Consider the following 20,790-nt stretch of genomic DNA (forward strand, 5'->3'; position numbering starts at 1 on the left):
ATTATCTCGGAAATTTTTTATCACGATAACTCATAATAGGTTTCTCAAAATAAAGATAAATGAAATTTGAAATTGTAAGAGTTAGAAATAAAAAAATAATTAAAGCGCTAAATTTTGTCCATATTCCTAATCCAATCTTATCTGTAAGTAACTGCATATTTAATAGTATTAAAGAATAATTCACTAAATACATGGCATAAGATCGCGTACTGATAAATTCGATTATTGATTTTAAATATCTACTTCCTCGCAATTCTATAGCGTAAGGAAACATGAATAATAAGGATATCGAGATTACTTGTAAGTATAAAAATGAATAAAACCATAAATAGGAATCAGGTCCTATGTTAAAAATAAACATACTTAAATGTAGAGCAACAAAAATGAGAAGGCCGAGCAAGAATAAAATAGTTTTGTATTTCTTTATTATCAAGGCATATGATTTAATTACAAAAACGGCAAGAAAACCCAAATAAATGCTATCCATCCTAAAAATAACTACCTTTCGAAATGACGAACTCCAATCATAATAATTATTAACTACTGTATTGAAATTAAAATCCATCTTAAAAAATGAAAGCACCACTATAACACTCAGTGAGACCACAAAAAATACCTTTTTTCTCTTCTTGTTTTGAAATAATAACACCGCTGTAAAAAGAAGAAATGGCAATAGAATATAAGCGTATTCTTCTATCGATAAACTCCAGGCCTCAGTAAAAAAATCGGGATGCCCCACCGTAAAATTCTGCAGAAAAAATAAGTAGCTCCCTAAATTCTTGGGCAAAGTTGTATCCAGCAATAATGCAATAACAATATTTATAATTAAAATCAGGTAGTAATTAGGGAGGGTTCTAAGCCAGCGCCTTTTCCAAAACCGAAATAAATCAGACCATTTTAGATGTTTATTATCATTTAATGTTTTAATTAGGATGCCTCCGATTAAATACCCGCTCAAAACAAAAAACAAATCAACTCCAACGGTTCCCATAAGTCTTAAACCATCTAATAATGTATTACTCATTTCGGGAAACAACAATAAAGAGCAATGGGATTGCAGGACGAGGCAAATTGCTAAAGCGCGTATACAATCTAAACCAAAAATGCGTGAATCCTTTTTTGGCATCAATAAAATTCTAAGTATGAATTCGGACCATCCAGATACTTATTTATATGATCCTGTAATTTCTGATATACTCGTTTTTCCGGATATACCATGACATTTATGGTCTTTGCTGACCACTCATTAAAATCGATATAATATTGACCTTCCTGTTGTCTAATATTTTGTTTAATATTCATAGGTAATCTGGATAAATCTTGCTCAACCTTAAAATGCAATCTACAATATTTTGGTTTTGCAGAAAAATAACTAAAGGACAGAAGATGATCGTAGTATCCAAAAAAATTCAAAATCGGAAAAACTATGGATAAAAAAAATACAATGAGGCTTTTTGGATGGTTTAACCTAAATAAAAGTTTAGATGAAAATGGTTTCTTGTAAAATAAATAGAATAGAGTAAATATATTAAACAATGTTAGAGGAAAAACGAGATAACCAAAATTACCAATAATAAAAGTAATTAGAATCATAATATGCATAAAGGTTATCAGCCAAATAGCCCATTTCCTGGTCTTTGAAAAAATTAAAAGTATACCAAATGACGCCTCTAAAAATGGAACTGAATAGGTAAAAAGTTTCCTGTGAACTTCAGGGACGAAAGGTATTCTTCTGCTTAGGCCATTGGACCAAATTTCAAAAAATTGACTGTTCCATTTATGTATGCCACTCCAAAAATAAGTTCCAACAAAAATTAATAGAATACATTGCTTGGCTCTTTTTGGATCATTCGAAAACATGATAAGTGAAAAAACAACAAATACAATTTCAAAATAAAAGGGTTGTATCCTATTTTGGTCAATTAAGGCCCAATAAATATATATGATCACAACTGGTAAACCAAACTTCCATTTCGGAATAAATAAGAACATCAGAAACGTCGAAAAAAATATAGCTATTAAGACAATATCTCCTATCAGATCTGGCACGGGCATTCTCTCGAAAAAGGGTATTAAAGGAAATAACCTATTAGAAAACCAAATTTTGGGAGCCATAATAAAGGGTAAAAAAAATGCTAAAAATGTAGCTACTCTTATTACAAAAAGCTCATCATTTTTTAAATCTTGAATAATGGTTTTAGAATTCACAGTACTTTAATATTAAAACTAAATTATTAGTACATTAGCCAGTAATTAAAGACACATGACCTTAAAAAAATGGTTTAGATTAGCATTTATATTTTCTGCGATATGCAGTATAATTGGTCTAATATACTATTTTAATTTATCCAACAGGCATAAAGCAATTGTAAAAACGAGACTGTTACATTTTTTTCATATTATAGACTCCGATTGGTCAACCAAGCTGACACCCTTATCAATAGAAATTGAATCTCCGTCGTTTTTAATAGACGGTATATATAAATCTATGGAAGGTCCAAAGGCCGTACATTATTTTCAGGCGGACAAAGTTAGAAATGACTTATTATGGATGACAGGGTTTCAAGTTACGGCTCTATCACAAAAATCAAAAGACAAAATTTCCAATGATTTCATTTGTCATACAAATATTAACTATATTGAACAAGAGCATCACGACCGTTGGAATTTAAAAGATCGTATAAATTTGCAATATCCAAGATTAATCTCTTTATCTCACGGAATTGAGTCGATGAATTTTCCAGAAGGTTATGGATTTCCTTTTTTTGCCAATGAGAAGTTTTTTCTAATTACACAATCCTTAAACCATAACATCAGCGATTCTATATTTCAATTAAAACACCATATTTCCATAAAATATAAAAGTGATAGACTTAAAACTTTGATGCCAAAAACGGTCTACATGCAAATTCCTTTCTCCAAAGAACAAATTAAGGATAGTGAGATTGGTAAAATTGAAATGAATACTTGTATTCCTGTAGAAACAAAAAACCATACCTATACCGATGATCAGGGAAATTTACTTTCCGGGCATTGGAAAATCAATTTAGGAAAACAAGAATTTAAGTCAAATATTACGGACCAACTGTCCTTGAAGGATACTTTAAGAGTACATCAAATTACACCTCATTTACATCCTTTTGCAGAGACATTTGCCCTAAGGGATATAACAACTAATAACGTACTTTTCAATTGTAAGGTTATTAATCATAAGAATAAAATTGGATTGAGTAGAACACCTGCCTTTTCAAGTATAGAAGGAATTTTATTATATCCAGACCATGAATATGAACTCCTTCTTAGAACTAATAACACTACCAACGAAATTCAAGATATGATGGCGAGCATGTTCATGTTTTTTTATGATGACGAAATGGCTGATAAAATCAACAATTACAAAACTAAGTCTGAAAATTGATAATTTTGTCATTAAGATAGTTCATCAAAAATTTAGTTTTTATTCAGATATCAGCTACTTCGGAAGATTAATGATAATCCATATTTATGGATATAATAATTTCCTTAATAAAATTCCGGCAAACAACTAAATATCTAAAAAAGAGGCCTATTAAAATAAATCCTTAATGATTTGGTTTTCAGAAATACCTTCAGCTTCCGCTTTATAATTTTTAATGATACGGTGTCTTAAAACACTATAAGCAACAGCTTGAACATTTTCTATATCCGGTGAAAATTTACCATTTATTGCAGCATGCGTTTTGGCTGCCAATACAAGATTCTGTGATGCACGAGGACCAGCACCCCAATCAATATATGTTTTCACCAAATCCGTTGCCGTGCTATTATCCGGTCTTGTTTTTGCTACCATGGTAACCGCATACTCAATGACATTGTCTGCCACCGGAATCCGGCGAATTAAATGTTGAAAATCGATAATTTCCTGAGCTGTGAACAATGGGGCCACTTTATTTTCTACATCGGCTGTGGTGGCCTTTACAACTTCTACCTCCTCATCAAATGCCGGATATCCCAAATAGATAGCAAACATAAAACGATCCAATTGGGCCTCAGGCAATGGATAGGTACCCTCCTGTTCAATGGGATTTTGCGTGGCCAAAACAAAATAAGGTAAACTAAGCTTATAATGATGACCCGCAACAGTTACGGCCCGCTCCTGCATGGCCTCTAATAAGGCTGCCTGAGTCTTCGGTGGGGTTCGGTTAATTTCATCGGCTAAAATAATATTTGCAAAAATGGGCCCTTTAACAAATTTAAAATGTCGGTCTTCATCTAAGATTTCACTTCCCAGTATATCACTTGGCATTAAGTCCGGTGTAAATTGGATACGCTTAAAATCCAATCCTAGTGCCTTTGCAATGGTATTCACCATTAATGTTTTGGCCAAACCTGGTACGCCTATTAATAATGAATGTCCACCCGAAAATATGGATACTAAAATTTGATCGATAATTTGTTCTTGACCAACAATTACCTTAGCTATTTCTGTTTTTAATTCTTTGTAACGCTTTACAAACTTTTCTAAGTCAGCAACATCAGACATAAACTATTTTTTTAACCAATTACTTGAGAAATCACATTCTCTATACTCCCCACCTATTTTTATGTAAGTATCCATTATTTTTTCCGCTTGCCATTTCTCCACCGCACGAATTCTTTTTTCTTGGAGGGCAAGATCCTTAATCTTTAAAAAATCTTGAGCATAATCCGCTTTGTGCTCATCCACACGGTCAGTAACGGTTAAAATAACAAACTTTATATCTCCCGTTCTATCTTGATCATTTAACACCAAACTTACCTCTCCATCTTCCAAATTTTGTATCTGAACATACAACTCCGTATCCATTTTGGTCAATTCAAAATTATAATCCTGGGTGGTTGGATTAATAAGTTGTCCTCCTTCTGCTCGTGTCTCTTCCTCATCACTAGCTTCTCGAGCAGCATCAGCAAAAGAGATATCACCATTAACAATGCGTTCTCTTATCTTTTCTAAACGCGCTTTAGCCTCTCTAATGGCTTCATCTGACACCTTAGGTCTTAATAAAATATGACTCACATCATATTCCTGTCCTCTAATTTTTTGAAGATGAATGATATGAAATCCAAAGTCTGTTTCAAATGGTTCTGAGATTTCACCTTCCTGAAGTGAAAAGGCCACCTGTCTGAATTCCTTAACCATCCTTGGTTGCTTTCTATGAAGGGTATATTTATATCCCGCCTGCTTCAATCCGGGATCCTCCCCATATAAAATGACCTTGGACCGGAAACTGGCTCCATTTTCTTCAATATCTGCCTTGAATTCTTTCAGTTTATCAATAACTTTCTGTTTTTCTTCTTCAGAAACTTTTGGTTTAGCCACTATTCTGGCTACTTTCAGTGTTGTTCCGAATATAGGACGTTCCTCTTCAGGTATGTTATTAAAATAGGTTCTTACTTCTTCAGGAGTAATTTCGACATCTTCAACGACCTTGGCCTGCATTCGCGCCGCTAACTGGTTCGCTTTATTGATTTCGAACATTTCGTCTCTTAAACTCTTTTCGTCTTCCTTATTGTAAAATTCCAGAATGCGCTCCATCGATCCATTTACCTGTTGCAAAAATTGCTCTAACTGATAATCTACGTTTCTGCGAATTTCCGCATCAGAGACTGCTATACTGTCTTGTATAGCATGATGGGCATACAACTTATCTTCTAAAAGTTTTCCCATCAATTCACAATTCGTAATGTCTTTAGTATTATAACCTCCCGCCTCTAATTGTAATCTGTTTTTAGGAATATCGGAGTCCAAAATTATGTAGTCTCCAACTACTGCCGCAACCCCATCTACCTTGATTGCTTTGGTAGTATCAACGGCCTTTACGGCATCTTTAACAGCGACCTTTTCATCTTCAATGATCTCCTGTGAAGATAAAAAGTTAAAGCAAAATATATTTAAGGCAATGATTAATGTAATCCCAAAATTATTTGAATATCTCAAATTGCTTATTTTTAATTGCATCCTTCGTAATATCTTTTTCAATTTCCTTTATGAGCTCAAGTTTTCTCTTATTAATAACGATTTGATCGATGGTAGGTTTAACATATTCTATCGGTGCCGTTTCATTTCTCAATAGCACATCGTTAATTTTCATCAAATATACTCCTAATGAATCTTTGAGTTGTATAAAATTAGATTTTTTTAACAATTCACTTTTATTGCCCGAGTTTAAAACGGATATCTTATCAATAACCTGACTTACTTTTACCCAAATGGAATCGTTAAGAGAATAGGATTTGAACTGAATTGAGATCGAGTCCAGTTCCTTTTTATCTTCATTATTAAAACGTTTGAATCGCTTTTCAATACTACTAAAATTATTGATTTGCTCTTCAACCTGAATGTATCTAAACTTAATGAGTTCCTCGTTTAATTTAAAAATGGTCTTGTTTTCATTGTAATAAACTTCAGCTTCTTCGAAAGTTACTACAGTGTCCACATTTCTACTTACCAGACCTTCTAAATAGGCCTTGGCATAGAGATCATTTTTGTACTGATCGACCAGTCTGTTGAAGGACTCCTGCTTCGATTCACTTAAATTAAGTTTTGCGCCATCGAACAACAATTGTTGGGTCGCCCAACTTGTAATATAATTTTGCACCAGCAGGGTACTATCTTCTTTAGATATTTCCGAAGATATTAATCCTTTGAGATCCTCTGCATATAAATAGGAATCATTAACACGAGCAATAGCATCACGATCATCGGTTTTTTTAAAAAAAGAACATGACACTAAAATCCCAAATAACAATAATATCCAAATTCTCGACCTCACTTAACTCCTATTTACCATTTTTTTTACCTGATTTAAAACTTGCTTGTCAACCACCACTTTGTACTTTTCATGCAATTCCTTAATCCACTGAGCCTCTTTAAATTCTTGATAATCACTAATAATAGCGCCTTTGGCCTCTTCAAATGATTTTAGTGTTTCAGGTACAATTTCTTTAACCTGAACCAAAACAAAATTCGAATTATGTTTATAGATCTTCGATAAACCCATTTTGAATGTATAATCTTTTGGGAGGGCCTGATGTTGAGAATCCATTATTCCTGACGTAAAAATAACTTCGATACTGTCATTTCCATTTATAAGATTTTTTATTCTGTCCAAGGCCAAACCCTGCTCAAGTAACTTGGCTACTTTTTTAAGCGGTTTTTGAGTTGTTGAGGACGCCACAATCGCTTGGATCCGTTCCGGTACATAATATTTAGATTTGTTAGAAGCATAAAAGTTTTGTATTTGAATGGAGTCTTTCGAGGAATCCCAGATCTTGGATTCCATTAGATCGAACAACAATAACCCATCTTGATACTCCCGTAAAATATGAGCAAAGTCTTCATTTTCAAACTCTAAATTATCTTCTCGATATCTCATTAAGCTCGCATTCAGAAAGTCATTGTAATGCTTTCTAACCAATACATTGAAAGGTTCTCTCTTCTGCACGGTACGCTGACTTTTTAACAAATAATCTCCAAAATCATTAAACCTTAATTGCCGGTTACCAATTTTAATCAAAGCACTATCTGCACTAAAATCCTCAGGTAATGTCCAGGTTCTTCTAAAATAATTTTCATTTAATATGGACACAAAATAGTCCAATGCTGGCTGATCGTCGCTTATTTTATAACGCGTTCTCAAATTTTTATATAGTGCCTCATCAATAAGCCTGGATCTATCGTCTCGTTTAACCTTCACCTCCAATTCGGGTTTCATAACCTCAAACGGGGGAACGGGTGTTTTCTCATATAATTTTATGATGTGCCATCCGAATTTAGTTTTAAAGGGTTCAGACACTTCACCCGCAGATTCCAAACTGAAAGCCACATCCTCAAATTCCGGGGCACTTAACTGACCTCCGGAAAATGGTTTCAACAGCCCCCCTTTTGAGGAAGAGCTCTTATCCTCTGAAAATTGCCTGGCCAGATCTTCGAATTCCTCTCCCTGGTTGATCTTTTGATAAATTTCATTTATTCGCGTCTCCGGGCTTCCATGAAGTGTGTCTTTGCTGTTGAAGCCAATCATGATATGTGCTACAGTTCGCTCTCCTCTTGATTTTCTTTTATCGAAAACCTTTACAATATGATACCCGAACCGTGTTCTAAAGGGCATTGAAATTTCTCCGACAGGTGTCTTAAAGGCAGCGTTTTCAAAATTGTAAACCATTTTGAAACCATTAAAATACCCTAACGCCTCCCCGAAAACAGTTTTCCCGTTGTGAACTTCCTTCCTAATATTCTCAAATCCTTCTGCAATAGCCCGTTCCCGGAGCTTAAGAATTTTATTATATGCGACTAATGTATCTTCCGGGCTTGCAGAATCGTCGATCCGTACCAAGATATGATTTGCCTTTACATCGTTAGAAATACGTGCATACGCTTCTTCAACCAAATCATCTGTCACTTTTGAATCCGAAATAAAACTTGAGGCTAACTGCTTTTTGTAGGTGTTCAATTCGCGACTATAGCTTTCCCTTTTATCTAAACCCAGGGCTCTCGCTTCCTTTAACTTAAGCTTGTAATTTGTAAAGAGTTTCAAATATTCATCCACATCCTTTTGGGATTCATCTTGAACTAATTCGAGATTCTTGTTGTATACACGTAAAAACTCAGACACATATACTGGTGCCCCATCTATTGAAAAAAGAATGGCATCTTCATTGCTCTGTGCATTATAATTAATTACAAAGAAGAAAAATAATACAATCGAAAAATACTTGGACTTCATTCGAACTTAAACTTTAATCAGGTGACAAAAATACTAATATAAACCTATAAAACAAGATGCTAATAAGAACGATTAAAATGGATAAATCGTATCTTAAAAAAGAGCATCATTATTATTAAAAATTAACCTTTTGTTATTTTATTGCGGTCTACTAAAGTCAACCTTTTCAATGCTCAGATGATAAGACAGAAACTCTTTAAAATTGGGACTATATACTGGAACCCACTCGTGATGTGCTTAATTAGAATTGTTTACGAAACAAACTTCAGTAGGTACTATCTCGAATAATTGGGAGACTCTTTTGTGATGGTTACATTGTGCGGATGGCTTTCATTTATCCCACTTGAAGTAATCTTAACAAATTGCCCATTCTCCTTTAAATCTGCAATATTTTTGGCTCCACAATAGCCCATACCGGCTCTAAGTCCTCCAATAAACTGATGAATACTTTCATAGAGATCACCTTTATAAGGCACTCTTCCAACAATACCCTCTGGAACTAACTTTTTAATATCATCCTCAACATCTTGAAAATAGCGGTCTTTACTGCCCTCTTTCATGGCCTCTACCGATCCCATGCCTCTGTAGGACTTAAACTTACGCCCTTCGTATATAATGGTTTCTCCTGGAGATTCTTTAGTTCCCGCCAAAAGTGATCCCAGCATTACGCAATCCGCTCCAGCAGCAATTGCTTTTGGAATATCTCCTGTATACCGTATACCTCCATCGGCAATTACAGGAACTCCGCTACCTTTAATTGCAGCAGACACTTCTAATACTGCTGAAAATTGCGGAAATCCAACACCTGCTACAACTCGAGTCGTACAAATGGAACCAGGACCTATACCCACCTTTACGGCGTCTGCGCCAGCTTCAACCAAATATCTGGCTGCCGCCCCGGTGGCTATATTTCCAACTATAACTTCCAATTCTGGAAACTTGGCTTTTATTTCCTTTAAAACTCCGACCACACCTTTAGTATGTCCATGAGCCGTATCAATTACAACAGCATCGACACCTGCATTTACCAAAGCCTCTGCCCTATTCATAGCATCAGCGGTAACACCTATGGCCGCCGCAACACGCAAGCGCCCGTATTTATCTTTGTTGGCAATAGGTTTCTGACTCAATTTTGTAATATCCCTGAAGGTGATGAGGCCCGATAGTTTATAATCATCGTCAACAATAAGCAGTTTTTCAATTTTATGCGCCTGAAGTATGGCTTCAGCGTCCACCAGGGAGGTTCCTATTGGTGCTGTCACTAAATTTTCACTTGTCATTACCTCGACAATGGGTTTTTTATTATCGTGTTCGAAACGTAAATCCCGATTGGTAACAATCCCCTTCAAGGTGCCGTCAGATTCAATAATTGGAATCCCACCGATACTGTGTTCAGCCATGGATTGCTTAGCGTCAAATACCGTAGCCGTGAGGGGAAGGGTTACCGGATCTATAATCATTCCGCTTTCTGCACGTTTTACACGTCTTACTTTAAGCGCCTGTGCTTCAACAGTCATGTTTTTATGTAGGACACCAATACCACCCTCTTGGGCCATGGCAATGGCCATTTTACTTTCCGTAACCGTATCCATCGCTGCCGATATAATCGGAACATTAATGGTTATGTTACGCGTAAACTTGGTCTGAATATTAACTTCGCGAGGTAAGACTTCTGAAAATGCCGGAACGAGTAAAACGTCGTCGTAGGTAAGACCTTCACCTACTATTTTGTTTTGATGTGCAGTCATGTGCAATTACGTTATAATTGCGTGCAAATTTACGTATTTTTTTCCATTTGATTTCACAATTAATCTCTAATTGTGACCGAGTATTCGATTTCTAATTTATTCGAGAAATCTTAAACGATGACCGGATCAAAAAAAATAAATGACACTTTATTTATTTCTTCAGAGAGGACATATCAATTACGAACCTATAATGTACATCACTCTTAAGCATGCGTTCATATGCTTCATTGATATCCTGAATTTTAATCATTTCAATTTCAGAGGTAATTCCATGTTCACCACAAAAATCCAAAAGTTCTTGTGTTTCAGCGATACCTCCAATCAACGATCCAGCCACAGTTTTGCGACCCATGATCATCGGCATGGAATTCAACATTGGATCCAAAGGACCTAAATAGCCTACTAAAACCAAAGTACCATTTGTAGACAAAGTCCCCACATAGGGGTTAATATCATGAATATATGGCACCGTATCGATAATCAGATCAAAATACCCCTGCACGGCATTCATTTGTGACTCATCGGTAGATATAACCACACGATCAGCTCCAAGATTCATAGCGTCTTGTGTTTTATCGGGTGATCTTGAAATTAACGTTACTTCGGCCCCTAAGGCATCTGCCAACTTAATGGCCATATGTCCCAAGCCTCCTAAACCTACCACAGCAACCTTCGTATCCTTCCCAACTTTCCAATGCCTTAATGGTGACCAGGTAGTAATACCGGCGCATAGTACCGGAGCTATAGCGGCTTTATCCAGATTAGCAGGAAGGCTTAACACAAAATGCTCATCAACGACAATGCTTTCTGAATAACCTCCGAAAGTTTGCATATCTAAATGCTTATCATGACCACCATAGGTGCCAACCCATTCCGGACAATATTGTTCAAGATCCACTTTGCAATTCGCACAGCTTCTGCAGGAATCCACCAGACAGCCGACTGCCACCGAGTCCCCAATCTTATACTTTGATACATTAGCACCTACGCCGACCACAGTCCCAACTATCTCGTGACCAGGAACCACAGGATAAACAGAAAAACCCCAATCATTTCTAGCAAAATGCAGATCCGAATGGCAAACACCGCAATACTCAATATCTATTTCAACATCATTTGGTGTAATTTCTCGTCTTTGGATATTTAATTTTTCTAAATTGGCATCAGCGGCTTCTGTGCCAAATGCCTTAACCTGTTTTGTGTTCATTCTTTTGGATTTTTTACGCAGATTATAATTTGATTGTCATGGGACAGTTAATTCCTAAATTTAAGATAAAATCAGATAATCCACAACAATTAAAATCTCGGTATATTATAATCATCTTCAAAAAATTAAAAAGTTAGTCTTTGATCATTTTACATCACTTAAAAAGATCACATCCGAAACTATAGTGCGAAAGCAATATGCCTTTAATCAGTGTCAAAAAATCCATTATCCTTATAAAGCAGAACATATATAAATTCCATAAGACTTATTGGACTTCGATGTATTTAGAAGCAGGATTAATAATATCAAAGAAGCCTAATTGGCTTTCTCAATAATTAACTGATATAAAATTATAAAAACAGCGAGTGTAAATGTTAGGGTCATCAAAACTCCAGAAAACATGACAACATAGGTCATCCATAACATCCCTTTCCAAAGCAGATATAGTCCGCCAAAAGTGAGAAGAACAGAAAAGAACGGCTCGATGATAATAAATAGTTTAAATTTTTTAGGGAGTTTCGTTAGGGAAACAATCAACCCTAACAAAAAGAATATTATGGACATTGACAGTACATGATTATGCACCAAGGTAAGCATCTCCTGATCACTTTTTTTGAAGCGCATGACTTCAATAACATCCTCATCTTCATTACCCAAATATTGTTCTTGAATCCCTTTTGGATTGGCAGACGAAGTTTCTCCAACAAATAATAAGCCTGTAAAAAATCCTATACTCAATACAATAACGAAAGTCCCTATTAATAGTTTGATTTCTTTTGGAAGTGTTGATATAAGTCCGTTTAATTCCATCTATAGAAGCTGTTTCGAATGAAGAATATTAAGGGACCGTAAGAGATTATTCATTGCAGTAGTCATAGAGCGAACTGAAATAGTAGCACCGGAGATGGCCATAATATTATCACCATACTTCAGTTCATCGGAATGCGTTTTTCCTATAAATTGCTTTAACCAGCGTTTACTCCCAATTTCACCACCGTAATCTTCTCGATAAATTAATACCTTGGCCTTAAGAATAACCAATTCTTTGTCCAGGAGAACCACATAATCAAATTGGGCTGTTTTACTCGGAGCCTGGGCGATATAAACATAGCCTAGAAGCTGTTCCTGGTTATTTATTTTAAAAAAGTTGTCTGTTTCAAATTTTGAAGGGAGTTCTTTTGCAGCTTCACTGTTAATGCTATAACTCGATAAATCAAACGTTTCAACTTCGAAGGTATCTCTAATCTCTTTATCTACTTTTTTCTTAATATTCTTGGGTAGCCCCGAGGATATTAAGAATATGCTTAAAACTATTAAAGAAACGTATTTTATACCCATGTTGTAAAAGTATTCTTTTTAATTCGAGCGGACAAGACCCTTCAATATTACTTAAATGACCCTGTCCTGTGACTTAACTTTTATTTCAACTCCTAAATCTTATCTAACCCTATCTATTTGGAAGTATCGCTATACTCGTTTAAAAACTATGGCCCTTAACCTGTATTTTTATTAAAACCAAACGCCCACTCCAAAATTAAGTCTATCGTTTACCTGATCTCCGGATAATGCATTATCTCTAAATTGGTAATCTCCTTTTAGCACAACTCCCGGAGCGATATGATAACTCAGGCCCGTTGTAATATCAGTCCTGTTATAAGCATCATTTCGCATCAATCCACCGGCTGTATCGGCATGTGTGTCATATTGTTCGTATCTGAGGAAAGCAAATAAACGCTGTCTTTTTTCTTGAGATAATAAGTTATAGGCGCCTTCCAAATAATAGCCCTGCAGGGCACTTCCCAAGTCTTTTCCCGTGGCCAGATTATACGCCTCAGTGTCATTTAAACTTGCATAAACAAATTGTCCTCGCGCTGTAAATCTTTGGTAAGCATACCGGGCGTCTAACCCAAACATAGTTGTCCCTATATTGGCGCCGTCCAGTTCTTCGATATCATCCGCAGCCTGTGTCTTTCCAGTGTAGGCGGAAAGCCCCAAACGTAGACCTGGTATCCCATAATAATCAAATTTCACGGATAACGTAGGACTATCAATAGTCGACTTAATAGCCTTTTGACGTCCACCCCGCAAACCACTAGAGCCGCTTAAATAACCACTTAATCCATCGGCCCCGTCAGAACTGGTTGACTTGAAACCATTAAATATATAAGCTTGATAACTTAAAGACAGGTCATTAAACCTACCGGTCACACCAACACCTATTTCTCTCCAGGTGGTGGGTACAATTACATTATCCATTGCCGGACGTTCAACGCCATTAAACGTCGTAGGTTCATGAAATTCGTTAATAATTCCCATCGGAACCAGCATTAAACCACCTCGTAAACTTACATTTGAACCTATTGCATAATTAACGAATGCCTGTTCAACAAAGATTTCTTCAACATGTTCGAATTCCAATTCAGTCACAAACTGTGTTTTATCGTCGAATTTGTAACCAAACAAAACGACTAAACGCTGTACGTCCAATTCTCCATTTTGACCTTCAGGTTGATTGTAGGTGAGTTCGCCATAAGCTCCAACCGTTACGGCCTTACCATAATTACCGGAAAGTAAACGCTGGGCGGCATTTAATTGTTTCTGAGGATCGAAGGTTATGGAATCCTGCATGGTTTGACCTGAAGCCAGAGAAATAGCTAAAACTGCAAAAAGTAGGATTATTTTTTTCATAGTTGGTTGTTGTGCTATATTTATTTAGATTAATTATAAATAGCTGTTGATTAACGGTACAAATATAATACACATAACTAGTAAAGCCAACTTATTTAGAATAAATTTAAATAAAGATTTTTGCGAAAAATAATAACATCCTATTTACCAGTTTTTTAAGATAAAAATAAATTAATGATACATATTGAAGATTTTAGAAGCCTCGTTGTAGGCACTTTCAAAGCTCAACGCATTAAGGGTATTCATCTTATTAGAGGTGAGATACGATAAAAGCTTTTCGGTGGGCATATTTCCCGTGAGTTCATCCCTGGCCATGGGACAACCTCCAAAACCTTGAATGGCACCATCAAATCGCCTGCAACCGGCATGAAAGGCCGCATCAATCTTTTCAAACCACGATGAAGGCCTGGTGTGCAAATGCGCACCGAATTCTATATCAGGATATCTCGGAATGAGATTCGAAAACAGATAGGTGATAGTCTCCGGATTCGAAGTACCAATGGTATCACTTAAAGACACTATTTTCACCCCCATATTGATCAACTTCTCAGTCCATTCACCAACAATATCCACATTCCATGGATCACCGTAAGGATTCCCAAAACCCATCGAAACATAGACTACCACCTCTTTTCCAAAAGTATTGGCTATGCCCAATATTTCCGATAACACTTCCACCGATTGGGCAATGGTCTTGTGGGTGTTACGCATTTGAAAGTTTTCAGAAATTGAAAATGGATATCCTAAATAGTCTATTGTCTCAAATTTACAGGCATCATTAGCCCCCCTTGTGTTGGCAATAATGGCTAATAATTTACTGGAAGTATTTCTTAAATCAAGTGACGATAGCACTTCAGCCGTATCCACCATCTGTGGTATGGCCTTGGGTGATACGAAACTCCCAAAATCTATTGTATCGAAGCCAACGCGCAATAAAGACTGAATGTACTGTACTTTCTTTTCAGTGGGTATAAATTGTTTTATACCCTGCATAGCATCCCGCGGACATTCTATTATCTTAACCGATTCGGTCATATTCCAATTAAAGTTCAGATAAAAATACTACTATTTTTTGTAAGACTTATATTCTAGTATCGACATATTCATTAAACCGATAATCCCTTTATGAGGTACTCTTACAACTTCCATAATTTCATATTTACGGTTCTGATTCTTGTATTCTCAAAGTCATTTAGTCAAAGTACTGCCATCTATGATTTTACCTTTTCAAGTGCATGGAATGCAGCAGATCATACTTCCATTCCTGCAAATGCACATTGGTCGGATTTAGTTGGTGCAACTCATAATATGGCCAATGAATTCTTAGAGGTGGGGCAATTGGCAACCGATGGCATTAAAGATTTAGCAGAATTGGGCTTGAATACGAATTTCCATGCGGAAGTTAATAATGCAATAGCTTCGAATCGAGCACATATTTGGTTGCAGCAGTCATTTTCGCCCTACGGAGCGATCAGTTCGGCCACACTAACTCATGTTGAACTAAGTGAAGACTTCCCTTTAATAACCTTGGTGTCCATGGTGGCGCCGAGTCCAGATTGGTTTATCGCAATAAACAGTTTAAATTTAAGAACCATAGACAATTTGAGTTGGAAACCATCCTTTTCAATCGATGTTTTTGCCTATGATGCAGGAACCGATGATGGTGTAAATTACGAGGCTTCAAATTCGGTTACCAATCCGCCAAATGTTATATCTAAAATCGAAGGTGCCCCGTTCAATGGCAATGTTATTGGTACACTCACTATTACACTGAAATCTGTATTGAACAATAAAAAGAAGGATTTTGACGGTGTTTCAATATATCCCAATCCATCAGATGGAAAAATAATCATATCCAATCCGAATACGATCTACCTGGATCACATAGAAGTGTTTAATGTAATTGGTAAACTGGTCGAAATTCTTAGGCCCGTGCCGGCCTCATTCTCCGTTAGTCTTGATCTTTCTACATTGAAAAAAGGCATGTATTTTTTGAGACTACATACAACCGATGGACGGAGTAAAACGCAAAAGTTAGTACTTCAATAAGGCTTTATTTATTGATTTCACAAGCGACGGACCTTCATAAATAAACCCGGTGTAAACTTGTATTAAATCGGCTCCGGCCTCAATCTTTTCGATGGCATCAGCAGCCGAATGAATACCACCTACACCAATTATTGGAAACGCTTTATTACTTTTCTTAGACAGGTATTGAATTACCCGTGTACTTTTGTCTTTAATTGGTTGTCCACTCAATCCGCCCTGGCCTATGGCATCCAATTCATCCTTTGAAGTCTTAAGACCGGTTCTATCGGTGGATGTATTACTTGCAATAACCCCATCGAGATTGGTGCTCTTTACCAGTTCAATAATTTCATCTAATTGTCCATCATTTAAATCCGGAGCAATTTTTAACAGAATAGGTTTCTGTTTATCGTAATTTGTATTTGCCATTTGAACTTCACTGATGAGTTCTTCTAAGTAGTCCCTGTCATTCAATTTGGCATGACTTTGCACATTCGGACAACTCACATTGAGCACAAAATAATCGACATATGGATGTAAGGCCTTAAAGCATGTCAAATAGTCTTTTGTATAATCCTCCGGTCGCGTACTGGTATTTTTACCAATATTTCCACCGATTACCATTTGACATCTTTTATTTTTTAACTGCGCAATTACAGCCTCTACCCCATCATTATTAAATCCCATCCGATTGATAATACCCTGATCCTCCTGTAATCTGAATAACCTCTTTTTTGGATTTCCGTATTGTCCTTCAGGTGTAACCGTACCTATTTCGATAAATCCAAAACCAAAATTAGCCAACTCATTGTACAATACGGCATTCTTATCGAAACCTGCTGCCAATCCCACGGGATTTTTAAATGTAAGTCCAAATAAGTGTCTTTCCAATCGCTTGTCCTCCACGGCAAATTGACTTCGAAAAAAAGCTTTAAAACCCGGGATTTTAGACGTAAACTTTATTAAGGAAAAAGTAAAATGATGAATTTTCTCTGGATCGAACGCGAAGAAAATAGGGCGAAGTAACAGCTTATACATCAATAATATTTGTGCAAAAATAGGTGGAAATCCTTAGAATAAAAAATCGTGCTATTCAAAAGTAAAAAAATTAATAATCGTAACTTTACAGACATCTTAAAGTATTAATTTTTTCAACTTCTGTGATACCATGATTTCTAAAAAAGATATAATAAAACGTTTTGTGAGTTATGTTACCGTAGACACACAATCGGACCCAAAATCAGATACGACTCCTAGCACGAAAAAACAATGGGATTTAGCCAATTTGTTGGTCAAAGAGCTTCAATCCATTGGGATGCAAGAAGTGACTATTGACGACAATGCCTATATCATGGCAACATTACCGAGTAATATAGAAGATGATGTACCAACCATAGGATTTATTTCTCATTTTGACACCTCACCGGATTTTACCGGAGCTGATGTAAAGCCACAGATATTTGAGAATTACCACGGTGGGGATATTGTATTAAACAAAGCAGAGCACATTGTATTGTCACCTGAGTATTTTGAAGATTTACGTCAGTATATTGGACAAACCCTTATAACCACCGATGGCACAACCCTTTTAGGTGCCGATGATAAGGCCGGAATATGCGAAATTGTATCGGCTATGGAGTATCTTATAAATCATCCTGAGATTAAACATGGTAAAATTAGAGTAGGCTTTACTCCGGATGAAGAAATAGGCCGAGGCGCACATAAATTTGATGTTGAAAAATTTGGGGCGGATTGGGCCTATACAATGGACGGAAGCCAAATCGGTGAATTGGAATTTGAAAATTTTAATGCGGCAAGTGCCGTTGTTAAAGTTAAAGGCAAGATCGTACATCCGGGATATGCAAAGGGCAAATTAATCAACTCCATGTATATAGCCACAGAATTTATAAATTCACTGCCCAAATTTGAAACCCCGGAACACACCGAAGGCTATCAGGGATTTTTTCATTTGCATCATATGACCGGTAGTGTGGAGGAAACACAATTGGAATATATTATTCGGGATCATGATGCCGGACATTTTAAAGCGCGAAAGGAAGTCATGGTGAAATTGACGAATGAGCTTAACTCGCAATACGGCAAAGAAGTTGTTGTGACCGAAATTAAAGATCAATATTACAATATGCGGGAAAAAATAGAACCCGTCATGCACATTGTTGATATCGCCGAAGAAGCCATGGTGCAACTCGGTATTGAACCTATTATCAAAGCCATTAGAGGAGGTACGGACGGATCCCAATTGAGCTATATGGGTCTACCCTGCCCGAATATATTTGCAGGAGGTCACAATTTTCACGGACGCTACGAATATATCCCCGTTGAAAGCATGATCAAGGCCACGGAAGTGATATGTAAAATAGCTGAACTAACGCCCCGCTTTCAAAAGGATTGAATACCTTTTACAGACGGTAACAGCCTACTTAAATAAGCATTGGAAAGCATATTAAAGCTTGAGGAGATGTAAGCATAAAAAAGCCTCCTGTTGGGAGGCTTTATACTTATTTTGCTGTAGCCAAACCTATTTGGCCGGGGCATTGGCTTTGTTAGTCATCTCCAGAGAGATCGCTGATCTGTCAAACTTGAGTTTACCTGCTAATGTTTCAATAACACAACTATTGTCTTTGTCATTCAACTCAGCAATTTTACCGTGCAGACCACTTTTGGTTACAACTTTATCACCTCGCTTTAACTCGGAGATAAACTTTTTTTCTCTTTTAGCCCGTTTCATCTGCGGGGCAATCATAAAAAAATAGACCACCGCAAACATCAAAATTAGGGGTAAAAAAGACCCCATTCCTTCTCCCATGTCTTACTTTTATTGTGCTGCAGCTGCAGCCGTTTTATTTGGATCCGGCTTTACAAAAGCTGTGATTTTAACCGTTTCTGTTCCTTTTTCAGTGTTCGCTGTTACCGTGATGGTTTTGGATACCTTGTTCGTACCACTACCATTAAACTTAACTGTAAATTCTCCGGAATCTCCAGGGGCTAAAGGGTCTCTGCTCCAATCCTTAGGTACAGTACAACCACAAGAACTCTTAATATCTGTTATTACCAAAGGGGCCTCACCGGTATTGGTATATTTAAAGACCGTTTCAACATTGGTTTTGGCTTCAATTTCGCCAAAATCATGCTCTGTTTTATCAAATTCAATAACAGGGAATTTAGAAGCGACTGCATCTCGCTCAGCAGCTTGAGCCACATTATTTTCTTCTATTTTTTTGGCTGCATTTTCCTTACATGACGTAAAGGAAACAAAACATAATACACTTAATCCTAAAATTAATTTATTCATAATAGTGGGTTTTTAATTTTTAGTTCGTAAAAATAACAAATATTTAACCGTTTTAAAATTTTTGTAAGGTTCTTAACAGAAAATTAGCGCAAACCTCGTCCTGATTTATTTAATGTATGGCTATTTTGATACTCCTTTACCAACTTATCTAAAATGCCATTTATAAAAATACTACTTCGTGAGGTAGAGTATTCTTTGGCTATTTCCAAATATTCATTGATGGTAACTTTTACAGGTATGGACGGAAACTCCTTAATTTCGCAAATGGCCATTTGCAGCAAAACAAAGTCTACATCCGCAATACGGTCTGCATCCCAATTTTTTGTTTTCTGAGCTATTTCTTCATTCAGAGCTGCAGTATTCAACACTGTTTTTTTAAACAAATCAAGTGCGAATGTCTTGTCTTCCGGATCCTTATAGAGTCTAGGCACGAAATGCTGTTCCGACGTGGCAGGCCTCACCTTTCTTAAAAGTTTTAAAATAGTTGTATTCACAGTCGGCAGATCGTCCAACCAGGTCAGGTGCTTATCCTCAATATATTCGTAAAGTTTCTGATTTGGAGCAATCACCTCTTTAAAAATGTCGATTATAAATTCCTTATCCTCGTTAAAGCTTGAGGTTCTTGTTTGCATATACGTATTGTAATGCTCACTTTTAATAATAGCCTTAAAAATGATATTCACGTACTCATCATCCAGCTGCCAATTTTGTATGTTATGGGAATTTAAGTGTTCTGACAGCAAGCCATTATCCTTGAGAAGTAATAAAAGTTCGTTATTCACGAACTTTCTGTTGGGATTCTTATCTTCCTGTGTGGCTAGATGCTTATTCTGCTTTTTTTGTAAATCCGATTCTGCCCGCTTTTGTACCTCAACGAGTAGGGCCATGAGTAACAAATACAAGTTGTACATGTTTTCGATGCTGAACAAAAGAAATTTTTGAGGTTTTGACAAATCGTCGCTTTCGCTTCCCCTTAATGCATAAATAGATTGCATTACCTTCACCCTAATATGTCTTCTGTTAAGCATAATTACAAAGAACTTCGAAATAAATAAAGTTTAA

The 20,790-nt window shown here is 36.4% G+C and carries 19 protein-coding genes and 1 pseudogene; 3 read left to right on the forward strand and 17 right to left on the reverse strand.

Annotation, left to right across the window (positions count from 1 at the left end; genetic code table 11):
* Window position 1: 1 nt before the first annotated feature.
* The 3 genes and pseudogenes from MR041_RS15665 to MR041_RS15670 all read right to left on the reverse strand — a co-directional run.
* Entirely contained in the window at window positions 2-1,126 is a 1,125-nt protein-coding gene (locus MR041_RS15665) for an acyltransferase family protein (protein ID WP_422613557.1), read from the reverse strand.
* A complete protein-coding gene (locus MR041_RS00160; protein WP_242091559.1) occupies window positions 1,126-1,302 on the reverse strand; it encodes a hypothetical protein in 177 nt (58 codons plus the stop codon). The genes MR041_RS15665 and MR041_RS00160 overlap by 1 nt, the downstream gene beginning before the upstream one ends.
* A gap of 279 nt (window positions 1,303-1,581) precedes the next feature.
* Window positions 1,582-2,115, reverse strand: a pseudogene (locus MR041_RS15670) (MauE/DoxX family redox-associated membrane protein); the annotation flags it as partial.
* Window positions 2,116-2,488: 373 nt separating this feature from the next.
* Here MR041_RS15670 and MR041_RS00165 point away from each other — a divergent pair.
* The gene (locus MR041_RS00165) at window positions 2,489-3,418 is read left to right on the forward strand and encodes a hypothetical protein (RefSeq protein ID WP_242091560.1); all 930 of its coding nucleotides are present in this window, start codon (window positions 2,489-2,491) and stop codon (window positions 3,416-3,418) included.
* A 150-nt stretch (window positions 3,419-3,568) separates the two neighbouring features.
* On the opposite strand, the gene MR041_RS00170 is transcribed toward MR041_RS00165, so the two are convergent.
* From MR041_RS00170 to MR041_RS00215, 10 genes are all read right to left on the reverse strand, one after another.
* On the reverse strand, window positions 3,569-4,522 hold the full coding sequence (locus tag MR041_RS00170; protein ID WP_242091561.1) for an AAA family ATPase: 954 nt from the start codon (window positions 4,520-4,522) through the stop codon (window positions 3,569-3,571).
* A gap of 3 nt (window positions 4,523-4,525) precedes the next feature.
* Window positions 4,526-5,977, reverse strand: coding sequence for a peptidylprolyl isomerase (locus tag MR041_RS00175; RefSeq protein ID WP_242091562.1), 1,452 nt, complete (start codon window positions 5,975-5,977; stop codon window positions 4,526-4,528).
* The gene (locus tag MR041_RS00180) at window positions 5,940-6,791 is read right to left on the reverse strand and encodes a peptidyl-prolyl cis-trans isomerase (protein ID WP_242091563.1); all 852 of its coding nucleotides are present in this window, start codon (window positions 6,789-6,791) and stop codon (window positions 5,940-5,942) included. Before MR041_RS00180 ends, MR041_RS00175 begins: the two co-directional genes overlap by 38 nt.
* Entirely contained in the window at window positions 6,792-8,744 is a 1,953-nt protein-coding gene (locus tag MR041_RS00185; protein ID WP_242091564.1) for a peptidylprolyl isomerase, read from the reverse strand.
* 275 nt (window positions 8,745-9,019) lie between these two features.
* Entirely contained in the window at window positions 9,020-10,492 is a 1,473-nt protein-coding gene (gene guaB / locus MR041_RS00190) for an IMP dehydrogenase (RefSeq protein WP_242091565.1), read from the reverse strand.
* A gap of 151 nt (window positions 10,493-10,643) precedes the next feature.
* Window positions 10,644-11,699, reverse strand: a complete 1,056-nt coding sequence (locus MR041_RS00195) for an NAD(P)-dependent alcohol dehydrogenase (RefSeq protein ID WP_242091566.1) — start codon at window positions 11,697-11,699, stop codon at window positions 10,644-10,646.
* 315 nt (window positions 11,700-12,014) lie between these two features.
* Window positions 12,015-12,509: a hypothetical protein gene (locus MR041_RS00200; RefSeq protein WP_242091567.1), complete on the reverse strand. Its 495-nt coding sequence runs from the start codon at window positions 12,507-12,509 to the stop codon at window positions 12,015-12,017.
* On the reverse strand, window positions 12,510-13,037 hold the full coding sequence (locus tag MR041_RS00205) for an FMN-binding protein (RefSeq protein ID WP_242091568.1): 528 nt from the start codon (window positions 13,035-13,037) through the stop codon (window positions 12,510-12,512). It lies immediately after the preceding gene.
* A 171-nt stretch (window positions 13,038-13,208) separates the two neighbouring features.
* Entirely contained in the window at window positions 13,209-14,387 is a 1,179-nt protein-coding gene (locus MR041_RS00210; RefSeq protein WP_242091569.1) for a hypothetical protein, read from the reverse strand.
* 171 nt (window positions 14,388-14,558) lie between these two features.
* Window positions 14,559-15,422 carry a hydroxymethylglutaryl-CoA lyase gene (locus MR041_RS00215; protein ID WP_242091570.1) on the reverse strand — a complete coding sequence of 288 codons (864 nt, stop codon included), beginning with the start codon at window positions 15,420-15,422 and terminating at the stop codon, window positions 14,559-14,561.
* 90 nt (window positions 15,423-15,512) lie between these two features.
* On the opposite strand from MR041_RS00215, the gene MR041_RS00220 reads away from it, so the two are divergent.
* Window positions 15,513-16,436: a T9SS type A sorting domain-containing protein gene (locus MR041_RS00220; RefSeq protein WP_242091571.1), complete on the forward strand. Its 924-nt coding sequence runs from the start codon at window positions 15,513-15,515 to the stop codon at window positions 16,434-16,436.
* On the opposite strand, the gene MR041_RS00225 is transcribed toward MR041_RS00220, so the two are convergent.
* Window positions 16,422-17,453, reverse strand: coding sequence for a quinone-dependent dihydroorotate dehydrogenase (locus MR041_RS00225; RefSeq protein WP_242091572.1), 1,032 nt, complete (start codon window positions 17,451-17,453; stop codon window positions 16,422-16,424). The genes MR041_RS00220 and MR041_RS00225 overlap by 15 nt on opposite strands.
* A gap of 130 nt (window positions 17,454-17,583) precedes the next feature.
* Here MR041_RS00225 and pepT point away from each other — a divergent pair, with 130 nt between their 5' ends.
* Complete coding sequence (gene pepT, locus MR041_RS00230; protein WP_242091573.1) at window positions 17,584-18,828, forward strand: peptidase T; 1,245 nt, start codon at window positions 17,584-17,586, stop codon at window positions 18,826-18,828.
* Between the two features lie 126 nt (window positions 18,829-18,954).
* On the opposite strand, the gene yajC is transcribed toward pepT, so the two are convergent.
* The 3 genes from yajC to nusB form a co-directional block, all read right to left on the reverse strand.
* Window positions 18,955-19,242, reverse strand: a complete 288-nt coding sequence (gene yajC / locus MR041_RS00235) for a preprotein translocase subunit YajC (RefSeq protein ID WP_242091574.1) — start codon at window positions 19,240-19,242, stop codon at window positions 18,955-18,957.
* Window positions 19,243-19,251: 9 nt separating this feature from the next.
* Window positions 19,252-19,728: a DUF1573 domain-containing protein gene (locus MR041_RS00240; protein WP_242091575.1), complete on the reverse strand. Its 477-nt coding sequence runs from the start codon at window positions 19,726-19,728 to the stop codon at window positions 19,252-19,254.
* Between the two features lie 83 nt (window positions 19,729-19,811).
* Window positions 19,812-20,756, reverse strand: a complete 945-nt coding sequence (gene nusB, locus MR041_RS00245) for a transcription antitermination factor NusB (RefSeq protein WP_242091576.1) — start codon at window positions 20,754-20,756, stop codon at window positions 19,812-19,814.
* Window positions 20,757-20,790 lie beyond the last annotated feature (34 nt).

The organism is Aestuariivivens sediminicola (assembly GCF_022662015.1).
Lineage (GTDB): Bacteria > Bacteroidota > Bacteroidia > Flavobacteriales > Flavobacteriaceae > Aestuariivivens > Aestuariivivens sediminicola.